General features: G+C 54.3%; 10 protein-coding genes. 2 read left to right on the top strand and 8 right to left on the bottom strand.

From position 1 onward, the window contains the following. Positions 1–88 precede the first annotated feature (88 nt). The 3 genes from E9954_RS06985 to E9954_RS06975 all read right to left on the bottom strand — a co-directional run bounded on the left by E9954_RS06985 (position 89) and on the right by E9954_RS06975 (position 2,656). The gene (locus E9954_RS06985) at positions 89–847 is read right to left on the bottom strand and encodes a LysM peptidoglycan-binding domain-containing protein (RefSeq protein WP_136078490.1); all 759 of its coding nucleotides are present in this window, start codon (positions 845–847) and stop codon (positions 89–91) included. Between the two features lie 22 nt (positions 848–869). Continuing rightward, positions 870–1,925: an FAD:protein FMN transferase gene (locus E9954_RS06980; RefSeq protein ID WP_136078489.1), complete on the bottom strand. Its 1,056-nt coding sequence runs from the start codon at positions 1,923–1,925 to the stop codon at positions 870–872. 350 nt (positions 1,926–2,275) lie between these two features. Next, positions 2,276–2,656, bottom strand: a complete 381-nt coding sequence (locus E9954_RS06975) for a RidA family protein (protein ID WP_136078488.1) — start codon at positions 2,654–2,656, stop codon at positions 2,276–2,278. 1,044 nt (positions 2,657–3,700) lie between these two features. Here E9954_RS06975 and E9954_RS06970 point away from each other — a divergent pair. Then, on the top strand, positions 3,701–7,327 hold the full coding sequence (locus E9954_RS06970; protein ID WP_136078487.1) for a leucine-rich repeat domain-containing protein: 3,627 nt from the start codon (positions 3,701–3,703) through the stop codon (positions 7,325–7,327). Between the two features lie 189 nt (positions 7,328–7,516). Here E9954_RS06970 and E9954_RS06965 read toward each other — a convergent pair whose 3' ends face one another. The 5 genes from E9954_RS06965 to E9954_RS06945 form a co-directional block, all read right to left on the bottom strand. Beyond that, complete coding sequence (locus E9954_RS06965; protein WP_136078486.1) at positions 7,517–8,695, bottom strand: hypothetical protein; 1,179 nt, start codon at positions 8,693–8,695, stop codon at positions 7,517–7,519. Further along, positions 8,683–9,765 (bottom strand): A/G-specific adenine glycosylase, encoded by a 1,083-nt coding sequence (mutY, locus tag E9954_RS06960; protein ID WP_136078485.1) that lies wholly within the window; start codon positions 9,763–9,765, stop codon positions 8,683–8,685. Before mutY ends, E9954_RS06965 begins: the two co-directional genes overlap by 13 nt. Beyond that, positions 9,762–10,535: an HAD-IIA family hydrolase gene (locus E9954_RS06955; protein WP_136078484.1), complete on the bottom strand. Its 774-nt coding sequence runs from the start codon at positions 10,533–10,535 to the stop codon at positions 9,762–9,764. The genes mutY and E9954_RS06955 overlap by 4 nt, the downstream gene beginning before the upstream one ends. 95 nt (positions 10,536–10,630) lie before the next feature. Continuing rightward, on the bottom strand, positions 10,631–11,578 hold the full coding sequence (locus E9954_RS06950) for a hypothetical protein (protein WP_136078483.1): 948 nt from the start codon (positions 11,576–11,578) through the stop codon (positions 10,631–10,633). 28 nt (positions 11,579–11,606) lie between these two features. Next, positions 11,607–12,863, bottom strand: coding sequence for a hemolysin family protein (locus tag E9954_RS06945; protein ID WP_136078482.1), 1,257 nt, complete (start codon positions 12,861–12,863; stop codon positions 11,607–11,609). A gap of 103 nt (positions 12,864–12,966) precedes the next feature. On the opposite strand from E9954_RS06945, the gene E9954_RS06940 reads away from it, so the two are divergent. Then, complete coding sequence (locus E9954_RS06940; protein WP_136080168.1) at positions 12,967–13,653, top strand: SAM-dependent methyltransferase; 687 nt, start codon at positions 12,967–12,969, stop codon at positions 13,651–13,653. The last annotated feature ends 392 nt before the right edge of the window (positions 13,654–14,045 follow it).

Raw genomic sequence — 14,045 nt, 5'->3', positions numbered from 1 at the left:
GCAAATGCAAAACACGGCCCTGTGCGAAGGAAGGATGGTTGGAGGAGGCGGAGCGAAGCCCGCCCCAGAAAGATCGGGAGGCCAGGCGTTAGTTCCCGATGGCGGGAATGACGATGGTTTGGCCCACCTTGAGATCGCCGGCCGTACGCATGGTGTCGCGATTGGCTTCGAAGATGACGTCCCACTTGCCGGAGTCCTGGTAGAACTTGTTGGCGATCTTCGACAGGGTGTCGCCGGCGACCACATGATAGATCTGGTGCTTGCCCGAGGCGGAGGTCGCCGGGGAAGGGGCAGTGGCTTGTGCAACCGGCTTTGCGGTTTTCGGAATGGTCTGCGTGGCGGTCTGCTTGGTTCCCGGAGCCGGGGCGGACGTTGCTTTCTGGGTATTCAAGGCCGTGGCCAGTTGCCGCTTGAGTTCGGTGTTTTGCTGGATCAGCTGATTGCGTTCCTGCATCACCTGCTTAACCTGTGGCACGCTGTTGATCAGGGATTCCGCGAACTTGTTGAAGACCTTCTGCTTCTGCTCGTTAATGAACGCGGTCTTTTCGGAATCCGGCCGGAGCTCGAGATAGCGGTCGTAATGGTAGATGGCGTGAATGGGGTTGAGTTGGTAGTTCTGATAGATGGTCGCCAGTTCGAGGTGCGGGCGCGCCATGCGAGGTTCGTTGTCCAGGGCTTTCTTGAACTCGGTAATCGCCTTTTCGTAGTCGCCCTCATCCATATAGGTTTGGCCGGCGCTGACGCTCGGGTCGCGCTCTTCGCGGGCCTCGATCGACTGGTTGTCTTTTTCACATCCGGCCAACACCACGACGGCGGCCAACAACGGCAGAAAACTCTTTTGCATCATTACTCCTGAAATGGTTCGTCATTTAAAGCGCGGGATTATAGCGAGTGGCCTTCTGGAATCCCGAACTAAATCTTTCGATTATTTGGCCGTCGTCGTCGCGCAGCAGAAACATGGCCTCGACTCCGGTTTCCCCCTCCACCCAGGCGATCCCCTCGTCGGCTCCCAGTACGAAAAGCGCCGTTGCAATTCCATCGGCATCCATGCAATTGGCCGCCATAACGCTGACGCTTGCGGTGTCCGAACGAACCGCGCGGCCCGAGCGCGGGTCGAGAATGTGGGAATAGATTTCGTCGTTTTCCCTGACATAGTTGCGGTAGTCGCCCGAGGTTGCAATTGCGCCTTCGGTCAAGTGAACAATGCCCTGCAGGCTTTGGTCCATGGGATTCGTGGTCGGGAACTGGATGCCGATTTTCCAGGGGACGCCATCGGGGTTCAGGCCCCGGACCAAGACCTCGCCGCCAATCTCGACAAACCAGTTTTCAAACCCTGCGTCTTTGAGGATTTTGGCCAGGGCATCAACGCCATAGCCCTTGGCGATGGCGCCAAGCGCCAGCGACAGCCCGGGTTCCGCTTTTCGCAACGCACGCCCTTCGACCGTCAGCATTCGCCAGCCGATGGTTTCCCGGATGGCCGCAATTTCGGCATCGGTCGGAACGCGTTGCCCGTCCGCCTCGCTGCCGAAGCCCCACAGGTTCAGCAGCGGCTGGAGGGTGGGGTCGAACGCTCCGCCGGTTGATTCGGATAACTCCAGCGCGCGACGCACCACCTCAACAAACCCATCCGAACATTCAAACGGTTCCAGCGAGTCCGAATGGTTGAAACGCGAAATCTCGCTTTCCGGATCCCAGGTCGACATCTGCCGGTTGATCTCGGCCAAGCGGTCGTCGATGCTCCGGGTCAGTTCCTGCAGCTTGGACTGCTTCACCTTTCCAGTGATTTTAATGCTGTAGCCCGTGCCCATGGTCTCGCCCCAATGGGCCGGGTTGACGATCACCTGCGAACGCAGGTAGCCACCAATCCCCAGCACAAGGACAAGCACCAACCCGAGTATGATTTGAATGATCTTCTTCCGTGGCATAACTTCTTTTTCTGAATGAACTGAATTTCTTGTTATCTGCGTGCGTGTTAAACACCCGCTATGCTCAAGGCACCAAGAACACTAAGCTTTGTGCACTTCGTGCCTTTGTGTTTCAATTTGGTTGCGGCTTTTCCGCGCTAGTGCACTGGAAACCTTAAATATCCGGATCAACAAACCACTAATTCACACTAATCACCACTAATTATTATTATAGGCTGCGAATCCGCTACTGTTGATTAGTGTCAATTAGTGAAGATTAGTGGTTCAAAATATTGGAAGTCTGCTTATGCAAAAATTTAGGTGGTACACGGTACTAGGTTCCCTGAGGTATATACCTGCGGCAGGAAGCTTCAAACCTTGGCCACCAGCTCGATTTCCACCAACGCCCCTTTTGGAAGTGCGGCCACCTGGATGGTTGAGCGCGCCGGTGCGTTATCCTCGCCAAAGTATTCGGCATAGATGGTGTTGAGCTCGGGGAAGTCGCCCATGTCGGCCAGGAAGACCGTGGTTTTGATGGCATCGTCGAGTGTGGCACCGGCCGCCTCGAGCACGGCCTTAAGGTTTTCCAGCACCTGGATGCTTTGCTCGCGGATTCCGCCCTCGACCATGTCGCCCGTTGCGGGATCGATCGGAATCTGCCCGGAGGTGTAGAGCAGGTGCCCGCTCTTTACGGCCTGGCTATAGGGCCCGATTGGAGCGGGGGCGTTTTCGGTATTGATGATGTGTTTCATGGTTAGGTTCTCCGTGTTTTTTTATGGTGAACAGTATTTTTTCGACCGGATAACAGGATCATCCGGATAACTTTGCTTAGAAGGCCGCTCCATCCTGTTGATCTTCCTAATTCCCTTCAGCCCCTCCGTCGGAATCGACAAACCGTTGCTAGTCCATGCCAAAAAAGCCTTTCCCTGCTGATCTACAGGATTTGATCCGGTTTATCCTGTTATCCCGTCAAAATATTTCCCCGCTTTCTCCACATATAATTCTACGTAGAATCCAAAACCTACCCTAGATAGCGCGATTGTAAAATCGCGAAAGGGCACAAAGCTCAGGGCTGATTCATGTGGAACGGCAATATGCTTGGGGTCAGATGGTTGCGGAAAAGGGTAGCATGGTGCTCCGCGCCGTGTATTCCGCATGGGAAGCTCCGTCGTGCTGCTCCAGCGGATAAACGGCGCGGAGCACCGTTCTACGGGCGGCGGCGGATGGCCAAACCAATGCCCTGCAACGCCTGGCGATTCCATATGAATCAGCCCTGCGCAAAGCTTGATGTGCAGCGAAGCCCATCGTCTGGCGACGGTGGGATGTCACATGTGGTAAAAACGGCTGAGATATTTTACTTAATAAGCCTGTAAGTAATAAGACAACTCCCACAAATTTATAGTGCTCCTGCGTAGACTGCACAATATTGCGACCTAAACGATAATGTTAGCAATGTTTCATGTATGGAATTGTGCATTGCGTCTTTGAAAATTATGTATACATTCTATAAATCTAAAATAGTAATTCAAACAGCATGAAGTTGTATGCTTCAAGGTGAAAGCATGAAAAAGACGGATATAACAGTCCTGTTATCGATGCGGGAGGACTGGTGGCTAACTCTTGTTTTACTCGTTTACAGAATGCATCCATTAAAAGCGCTCGTTTTTTAGACAGGATACTAGGATGTGCAGGATGGAAATCTATTAGGAGCAAGGAAACGCTCCGCTCGATTTTGAGCTGAGCTAAGATGCCCCGGGGCTTGCCCCGAGGGAGTATCACTAATTGGAGAAAGAGAAATGAATATCTGGAAAATGATTTGCAGTTTGGTGGTGCTATCATCTTACATGGAGGCGAATGCAGCTAACGGAAATATACCCGGTTACGGTACGATAGGTAATCCATTCCTGATCGAGGATCGGGACGACCTTTTAGCGTATGCTTCTAACGAGGCTTATTGGGGCGAGGGTAATTATACTCGACTAACTGCTGACATCGATCTTTCGGGACGTTACTGGACTCCCATTGGCACAGGTGCTTCCCGGTTCGAGGGTGTCTTTGAGGGCGGTGGGCATGTACTTCGCAATGTTACCCTTCGTGACACGCTCGGCGGAATATTCGGCTCTATCTATTATGACGCAACCGTCAGAAACCTGGGCGTAGAAGCCATCGATTTTACAAGTTCTGCAAACGGAGGGGGGATATGTGCGTTTAATTATGGTCAGATTGTGAACTGTCATGTTGGGGACGGAGAAGTTCGCTACTCTTCTTCCAGTACATCGACGAGACATGTGGGAGGGATTTGTGGCGAGAATTATGGTTGGATTGCCGGGTGCTCTGCAACCTGTTCGGTGAAGGGTGGCTATAAGACACATGTCGGCGGCCTTTGCGGGTGGAATTTGGGGACAATCGAATACTGTTTCGCATCGGGGTCGGTTTATTATGATGGTTATTGGGGGATGCTATCCGCCGGAGGTCTTTGTGGATATAACTACCATGGAATGATCAGGAATTCATTCGCCACGGGATCTGTGCGGGGAGGACAGGCTGCCGGAGGATTTTGCGGAAAAAACGAGGCAACAACGTCGTCTGCTTCTACCATATTAAACTGCTACGCTACTGGTGATGCTCAGGGGGTAGTGGCTGGTAACAATGATTATGTTGGAGGTTTCTGCGGTGTAAATTATTACAGCAAGGCAAGGATAGAAAACTGTTACTCGACCGGTACGGCTTCTGGTGGCGATGGCAATGGAGGATTTTGCGGAAGATCGGGGGATACTATTGCTAACTGTTTTTGGGATGCGGAGCTTTCGGGGCTTAATGTTAGCGATGGGGGCAATGCTCGGTCGACGGCCGATATGCAATGGCCTGGCACGTTCGTTGGCTGGGATTTTGTTGAGATCTGGGCAATGAATGGCGACTATCCAATTCTTTGGGCCTTCAATCAGCCTGTTGGCGAGGTGCTATACAGCATTTCCAATGGTGAGGTAACCATCACGGACTGCGATGCCAGTGCGTCCGGTTCGTTCGTCATCCCCTCTGCCATTGAAGGTTATCCGGTTACAAGCCTTAGCGACTGGGCGTTTCGCCATTGTGATGATCTGACCGGTGTGACGATCCCTGCCAGCGTCACCAACATTGGCGATTCCGCTTTCAGTTATTGTTCCAGCTTGACGAACGCGACCTTTGCCGGTGATGCGCCGAGTTCCTTTGGAGCTAATGTATTTGCGGGCACCCCAACCAGTTTTACTATTCAATATGGTGCAGAGGCAGAAGGATTCACGTCACCGGAGTGGAATGGCTATCCCTGCGAAATGCTGGTTCCCATTCTGGATGCATTGTCCGTGCTGGAATGGAGCATAACCGATGGTGAAGTCACCATTATGGACTGCGATTGGAGTACTTTGGGATCGCTGGCCATTCCTTCCACCATTGAAGGGTATCCGGTCACAGCGATCGGAAACAGTGCGTTTTTTTGTTGCTATCGTCTGACAGACGTGACCATCCCCTCCGGCGTTATCACTATTGGTAGAGATGCATTTTCCGGTTGCGATAATCTGACGAATGTCATCATTCCCGATAGCGTCACGACTATCGGTGAGTGGGCGTTTTTCTACTCTGTTGGCCTGACGAACATCATGATTGGAACTAGCGTCACGAACATCGGTAATGAAGCGTTTGGCGAGTGCTGGAGTCTGACAAGCGTGTCCATTCCCGATAGTGTCACGACCATTGGATATAACCCCTTTAACTCTTGCTCCAGCCTTATGCATATTAGTGTCGATGCGGCCAATCCAGCTTACTGCAGTGTGGACGGCGTTTTATTCAGCAAAAACCGGGATGAGCTCATCGGCTATCCTGCCGGAATCAGCGACACGAGCTATATGATTCCCCCCAGCGTTACCCATATCGGAGAGAGAGCGTTTTCCAACTGCGACAGCCTTTCGTCCATTAACATCGCCGATAGCGTATCCACCATTGGCCGCAGTGCGTTTTATGGCTGCAACAATCTGATGGACGTTACCATTCCCTCCAGCGTAACCAGTCTTGGCGAATATGCGTTCAGTGGATGCGACGGTCTAACGAGTGTCACCATTCCCGCCAGTGTCACCAAACTTGGCGAATATGCGTTCAGTGGATGCGATAGCCTTGCGAACGTCATGATCGAGGCTAGTCTCACCGCCATTAGTGATAGCACGTTTCAGTTTTGCACTAACCTAACAAATGTCATCATTCCAGACAGTGTCGCCTGCATCGGCTCCGATGCGTTTCAAAGGTGCACCAGTCTTGAGAGCATCATTATTCCCGACAGTGTTACCTCTTTCCGCAGCTTTGTGTTTAGAGATTGCGTCAGCCTAATGAGCGTGATCGTTGGTTCTAGTGTAACCAACGTCGGCTACGGTGCATTTTTAAGTTGTGACAGCCTGACGAACGCGACCTTTACTGGGGATGCGCCGACAGAGTTTGGTTCGAGTGTGTTTGATGGCGCAGCATCCGGTTTCAAGGTCTGTTTTTATGAAGGCGCGGAAGGATTCACCACACCGACGTGGAAGGGATATCCGTGTGAGATGATTCCCGCTCTTGATCCCTATGTTACATGGCAGTCCATAGCTTTCGCCGGAAGCGGATATTCCGCGACGCAGATGGGGCGCGATGCGGATCCGGATGGTGATGGTCAGAGCAATTTTATGGAATATGTTTTTGGCACCAGTCCGACGAATGGTTTGGATGGGCGGGTGCTGGAGTGCCGGATGCTGGAAGGCGGCATGAAGCTGGATGTGCGGTCGTGCGAAAAGCGGTGGTATGCCATCGAAGGAACGGACGATCTGACAACATCCAATTGGGTGGAGTTGGTGCGGTTTTTTGGAACGGGCACCAATATGCTGCTGATCGATCCGGATGCGGCGGCATTCGAAAACCAATATTACCGCATCAAGGCGGAGATAGTGGTGGATGATCCGGCGTTGAACGATGCGGACGGCGATGGCGTGAACGATATGTCTGACAGCGCTCCATTCTCGAAAGATTCCGATGGCGACGGCCTACCGGATGATTGGGAACAGCTTTATTCGTTGAATGCATCGGTCAGCAATACGGTTGCGGACGCCGACAGCGACGGCTATTCCGATTATGCGGAATATGTTTTCGGCACCCGCCCGGACGATGCGGGCAGTCGATTTGGCTGGGGAACCAGCAATTGGCTGGACGGCGGCATGCTGCACAGCATGCTGTCGGTCGGAACGGCGTCCGGCCGCGTCTATTGGGTTGAATACACACCGTCGTTGACCAACGAATGGAACGTGCTGAAGCGTTTCGGCGGAAGCGGCGGAACCAACAATGTCGAGGTGGTGCCGGAGTCGCAGCAGGAAGGCTTTTACCGCATCAAGGCGACCGCCGGCAACGTGCTTCGGGTTGTGAACCCGTAGAGCGGGAATTGCTTGGCTCATCATGGAACATGCGGAATGTTAGCAACGAATGTAGGAAAACAACGAATCCAATCGACAGGAATAGTTGCTGTATTTGACAAAATTTTAGACGGGATTACAGGATAAACAGAATGGGCATCTTGTTTATCCCGCAAAGAACAACGCGCAGAAATTGCTGTGGTTAAGGGGTTATCTGTCTGGACTTCTTTTCTCGCGGGCGATGGATTCGAGCAGGAGGGTCAGGGTTTCCTGTGCCTCTTCCGACAGCATGTCCCGTTCAATGATGCCGACGCAGTATTGGAACGCCAGCGGGGACTTTGCACAGTGTTCCCGGAGCGAGATCAGCGCCGACTGGAAAACGGCTTCCTGCATGGCGGCCCGGGCCACCCCGGAGTCCTCCCGATCCAACACGCCGGACTTGATCTTTTCGAGGGTGCCCAGCGATTTGCCCAGCTCCAGCGCCGTGGTCAGTTGCCGCAATGGCCGGATGCGCCCCGTGGCAAAAAACTCCGCCCAGAGCATGTCGAGCTGTTTCACGTTCGCGAGCTCGCCATAGGGCTGGGGAATGCGCCCGGCATCGATGATCCGTTTGTAGGTTTTCAACCGGTCCGGCACGCGAAGCTTCTTCTTGGCATCGGGGAGCAGGGACAGTAGGAGGTAGATGTCTTTCTGTTGCTTATAGGTGGCCGTCGGGAAAAATTCCAGCAGGTGGGGGATGAGATAGTCGTTGTTTTCCACGATGGTTTTATAGAACCAAATCGCCGACCAGACCGGCTCGTAGCCTTCGTCCAGGAAAGGTTTCCCCGTTTGAAGGAAGGCCGCGAAGGCGCGGGAGGGATCGGGGTCCGATACATAGTTGATGAACACCCGTTCGCATTCGTCCTGCGTGAGTTGATCCATCGAAAAGGGCACCTGTTCAATTGTAATCGATCGACGGGTCGTCTTCCCGCTGGTGGCATCCTTGGCGCTCACATTGACCGTATAGGTGCCATACGGATCTTCCTCTTCGAAATGCAAGTTGATGATGGCCTGTGCCGGGACAGGCTTGGAAGCGGGGGCCTTCCCCGTGATTCCCTTGCATCCGGAGACGCTCTTGTGGATGCTTCCGTCCGGACGTTCCACCTCCACATCGAACACAAGGTTTGCCGTGCCGTCGGCCGAAATGGCGAAGCTGTTGAAAAAAGGGATGACGCTGAAATATTCGCCACGCACCACGTGGTCAACGTTGGCAATCCTGGTTTCGAACGGTTGGGGGACGGCATACCACCAGTCCATGGAGGGATCCTGCCGGGTCAGTTCAATAGAAAAATCCGTTGCCCCCGCAATGGACGCCATTAGAAGGAGAAGGGACTGTGTTATGATTCGCATCGGGTTTCCAGTTCTTCGATGATTTTAAGGTCGGCTTTCGAATACGGCAGCATGCGCAACTCGGGAATCGCCATCCATCTGAAATCCTGGCAATGCAATGGCCGGGGACGCCCGGATTCAATCGTTGCAAAGTAGGTGTGCATGTCCATCGTGAAATGGCTGTAGGCATGCTTGACCGTCACCAGGAAGGAGCCGGTCTTCGCATGGATCCCCAGTTCTTCCTTGAGCTCGCGTTCGATGCACTGTTGAATGGTTTCGCCGGGTTCCTGCTTGCCGCCGGGGAATTCCCATAGACCACCGAGCATATCCTCCGCGCGACGTTGCGCAACCAGCACCTGTCCCTTCGCGTTGGTGACGACCGCGGCTCCCACGACGATGTGCGGCACCTTTTTCTTCGGCGCCTTGACCGGATAGTCGGTCGGGCGGCCGGACTCGTGACCCAGGCAAACGCGGGAGAGGGGGCATTGGGCGCATTGCGGATTCCTGGGCAGGCAGACGGTTGCGCCCAGCTCCATCATCGCTTCATTAAAGTTGCCGGCGTCGCCCTTCACCAGCAGGTCGTCGGCATAGCGCTGCAGCTCGGCTTTTGCGGTGGACGAGCGGGAATCCCGGGTGTAGGCGAAGAGCCTTGCCAGGACGCGGATAACGTTTCCGTCGAGCACGGCAAGATCGAGGTTGAACGCGAGCGATCCAATGGCCGCGGCGGTGTAGTTTCCGATGCCCGGCAGCTGGATGAGCCCCTCGGCCGTGTCCGGAAAGCGACCCTTGTGCTCGGCGGCAACGATCTGCGCCGCCTTGTGGAGGTTGCGGGCGCGGGAATAGTAGCCGAGGCCTTCCCATTGCTTGAGCACCTCCTCCTGCGAAGCCGCGGCCAGCGACTTGAGCGAAGGGAACCGTTTCATGAAGCGCTGGAAGTACGGCGTGGCCTGGTCGACCCGCGTCTGTTGCAGCATGAGCTCGGAGATCCAGACCCGGTAGGGCGTGCGGTTGCTGCGCCACGGCATGCTGCGTTTGTTCTGCGAAAACCAGGGAAGGAGTTCGTCGGCGATGGCCTGCTTAACCTTTTTCACCCCGGAATATCCCCTACGCCGGTGAGGATGAGGTCGGGGCGGTAGGCGAAGTCGTTAACCTCCTCGCGGGAGGTGCAGCCGCTGAGCACGAGCACGGTGGAGATTTCGGATTCGACTCCGGCGATGATGTCGGTGTCCATTCGGTCGCCCACGATTACGGTGTCCTCCCGCTGGCAACTGAGCTTCTGGAGCGCGGTACGCATCATGAGCGGGTTGGGCTTGCCGACAAAATAGGCCTTCTTTCCGGTGGCTTTTTCGATGGGGGAGATCAGCGCGCCGGTGGAGGGCACAATGCCCTGCTCGGTGGGACCGGTCTGGTCGGGGTTGGTTCCGATGAGCTTGGCGCCGTGCTGGATAAACTTAACGGCGCGAAGAATGTTCTCGTAGGTGTAGTTCCGCGATTCGCCGACGATGACATAGTCGGGGTTGACATCGTTCATGCTGATTCCGGCATCGTAGAGGGCGTTGCTCAGGCCGGTTTCGCCAATGACGTAGGCGCTGCAGCCGGGAGCCTGCCGGGCAACGAATGCGGCGGTGGCAAGCGCACTGGTGTAGAAATGCTCCTTATCGACCTCCAGCCCCAGGCGCTTGAGCTTTTCCTGCAGTTCGCGCGGCGCGCGTTCGCTGCTGTTGGTCAGGAAGAGGAAGCGTTTTTCCTCGCGCTTGAGCCAGTCGACGAATTCCGGCACGCCGGGCAGCAGTTTGTTGCCGTGGTAGATCACGCCGTCCATATCGCAAATGAACGCTTTTTTACTGCGGATGTGTTCCATGTTCCAAGTTCTCCAGATAAAACAAAAACCCCGAATTCCCATTCGTGGAAGTCGGGGCGTATTGTCCAGAGTCTGGGCGTCGCGTCGAGCGTTTTCTACGGCAGGCGCAACTGGCCCATCCATTCGTCTTCCATGAACTTCCGGGAGCTCGCCTTTTTATCCATGATCGTTCCGCCATATTTCAGCAGCACCAGCCAGCCCGCGCTTTCCGTTCCGCTTTCGGTGACACGCGGATCGCCTGAGTGGTCGGAGTTCGAACGTTCGGTCTCAACCGTGACCTTTTCAACCACAAAGGCCTTGGAGGCAATGGTCTCCTGGTTGCGGGCGCGCGCGCCAACGGTCACCTTGCGGGTGCCACCATCGAAGATCGTGACTTTGCCCGCCGCCTTTTCCTCATCCGTTTTTTCACCGTTCCGGCTATTCATCTTCACGACGGATTCTCCGAAGAAATACCATTCGAGGGTGTAGGTGTCGGAATGGGTTGTGTTGTTGGCCACGGTTACGCGCAGGTTCACGACCTCGGTCTGGCTACGGGTGGTCGTGGTTGTTGTGGTTGTGGCGCCGGTCTTTTCGTTTTCATTTTCGTCTTCCTCGGTGTCCTTATCGACACTCTTGTCGCTTTTAACGATCACGGAAATACGGCCATCATGCGTGTTCGCCTGCTCCTCGGCCACGCCTTCGATGTGGAGTTGCTGCTTGTATTCCTGCGTTTTCTCCAGCGCCATGACATGGGCGAAGTCTTCCGCGAAAAAAACCGCCCGGGCCGATTCGTGGAGGGCCGTTCGTTTAATGGAAACCGTCGTTCCGGTCTCATTCATCACCGAAAGTTCATCCTCGGCCAACTTCATCAGGATGCCCTTGCGCTCCTGGCCCGACAGCATTTTGAAGGATACCTCCGTACCCAGCGCCGGCGCATTGAACAACGGGGCAAACTCCGCCTTTTGCTTTTCGTAGTAGGCTCTCAGGTCTTCGGCCATCGACGAGGCCGCCAGGGTCGCCAGGGCGATAATGAGAAGCAGTGTTTGTTTCAGGTTCTGTGGCATAATTATTCCTCTTGATCTAGTTTCATCATTAAACGTCGCCACTGGGCTTCATATGGACAACCTGGATCTGGCGGTGGGTTGCCGAATGGATGCGCAACATATACCCGGGGGCACCTACCGTTTCGCCCGCCTGCGGGATGCGACCCAGCACGGAGAAAACATAGCCGCCCAGGGAATCATATTCATCGCTCTCGGGAATCTTCGAACCCAGCTCCTCGTTCAGCTCATGGATCGGCATGCGCGCCTGTACCATCACCGAGCCATCCGGCCGCCGATGGAATTCCTTTTCCTTCGGGTCATATTCATCCTCGATCTCGCCCACGAGCTCCTCGATGACATCCTCCATGGTAACAAGCCCCTCGGTGCCACCATATTCATCGACCACCAGCACCATCTGTGCACGGGCCTTTTTCATGAGTTGCAACAGGTCGTTCAGGGGCATGGTTTCGGGGATGTACTCAATCTTTTTGGCCAGCTGGCTCATCGGCGTGTCGCAATCGCCGCCGGCGACCAACCGGAGGAGCTCCTTAACGTGCACCAGGCCGACCACGTCGTCGATGTTTTCGTGGTAGACCGGGAAACGGGAGTGCCGCGATTCCTTGACCAGTTCGATGCACTCGCTGACCGTCAGGGTGTCCTTGATGCCGCTAATGTCGATGCGGGGAACCATGATCTCGCGCGCAATCGTTTCGCCAAACTCAAAAACGCTGCGGATAATTTCGCGCTCCTCCTCCTCGAGCTCCTCCTCGTCCGTCTCTTCGATCAGGCTTTTGATCTCATCCTCCGTTGAAGGACGGTCCTCGTCGTCGGAGGTCGACATGGCATGGCGCAACAAACGATCCTCAATCAGCTGAAGCGGCCAAACGAACACATACAGGGCAATCGTCAGTGCGCCGGCAAAAGGAAGTGCCGCAAGCGAAATACGATCGGCATAGCTCTCTGAAAGAACGTGGGGAACGATGCGCGCAAACAGCATGTAGACCAAAGACAGCAGGAAGAGACCGCCAACCATCTTCACGGGGGGGCAATCCTTGAGTGCCAAGTAGAAAAGAATGAAGGTTGCAATGGCCGTCAGCGTGAGTAGCAGGCGTGAGGTCTTGCAGAGCAAATCCCATCGGTCGCGCCAGAACTCCAGCAGTTTGCCCCGCCGTTGTTCTCGCTCGATCAAGCGCGGGAGGCCGGCATCGCCCGTAAAACGCAACGATGTGAAAACCGACGCAAGGATGCAGGCCAGTGTGAGTGTGGCTAGGCTGTAGTAAAAAAATTCCGTGTGGATCTCGTTCATCAATTCCTTCTGGGTTTCATGCGGAGAGCGCTTTCCCAACCGCTTCGGGAACTAAAGCGAAAGACTTGTTGCTTTGCCAGACTTTACCGGCTTGAATTCACCCATGGCTTTCGAACTTGAAAATGTTGTTCCATGGGGGCGTTCATACGATGAGTATGTCGCAATGTTTGGCCTGACGGAATCCGACCTGCGGAAAAGGATCCTCGGCTGTGCGGATGGCCCGGCCAGCTTTAATGCCACGCACACGAAAAATGGCGGACAAGGTATTTCGGTTGATCCAATCTACTGCATTGACCCGGAAGAAATCCAGGCGCGGATCGAGGAGGTTGCGCCGGAAATCATCCGCAAAGTTGAAGCAAACAAGGACGACTTCATTTGGACGCACTTTGATTCTCCGCAGGATTTGCTGAGCCACCGACTCCATGCTATGGGACTATTCCTGTCCGATTTTTACGATGGAAGGCGGCAGGGGAGGTATGTAGCATCCGAACTTCCCAGCCTGCCATTCCACGAAAATCGATTCGACCTCTGCCTGTGCTCGCACTTTCTGCTTCTCTACGGAGAGCAACTTTCATTCTCATTCCATCTGGAATCCATTCTTTCCCTGATGAACATATCCGACGAACTCAGAATCTTTCCTGTCATTGAGCTCGGAAACCAAAGCTCGCGGCACCTTCAAAGATTGACGGCGGAATTATCAGCAAGAGGCATCTCCATGAAACTGGAAAACGTCGGGTATGAGTTTCAAAAAGGTGGCGACCAGATGGCGGTTTTCAATAACTATCCATGAAACCAACTGCCATGCGGGTACGACTTGTCGTAGTGCCGTATAACTTCAACCAACCGCATAACCACCATATCTAGAGCTGTTTACAAACCCCATATAGACATAAGATATATTATGCGACGTTGTACATGTTGATGAAATTGTGGATAACTGTGGATAACTGCGGGACGGTTGCATTTCTGGCCACCGGATGTGGGCGCTCATGTTTGCCACCCAGGTTTTCGTGGCCAACCTTGCGAATAAACCAACACCCCACGAGTTTCGGAAAGTGACGATGAACGACGATGTTGGTTCCCCGATCTCATCGTCTCAAAACCCGGTCAGCATCAGCGATACTTCATGAATTCCATCAAAAAATAAAACGAAACCCTTCCAGGGCTTCCTAAGAAACTTTT

Origin of the sequence: Pontiella desulfatans, assembly GCF_900890425.1 — a bacterium.
GTDB classification, from domain to species: Bacteria; Verrucomicrobiota; Kiritimatiellia; order Kiritimatiellales; family Pontiellaceae; genus Pontiella; species Pontiella desulfatans.
This window is presented reverse-complemented; position numbering and strand designations above follow the sequence as displayed.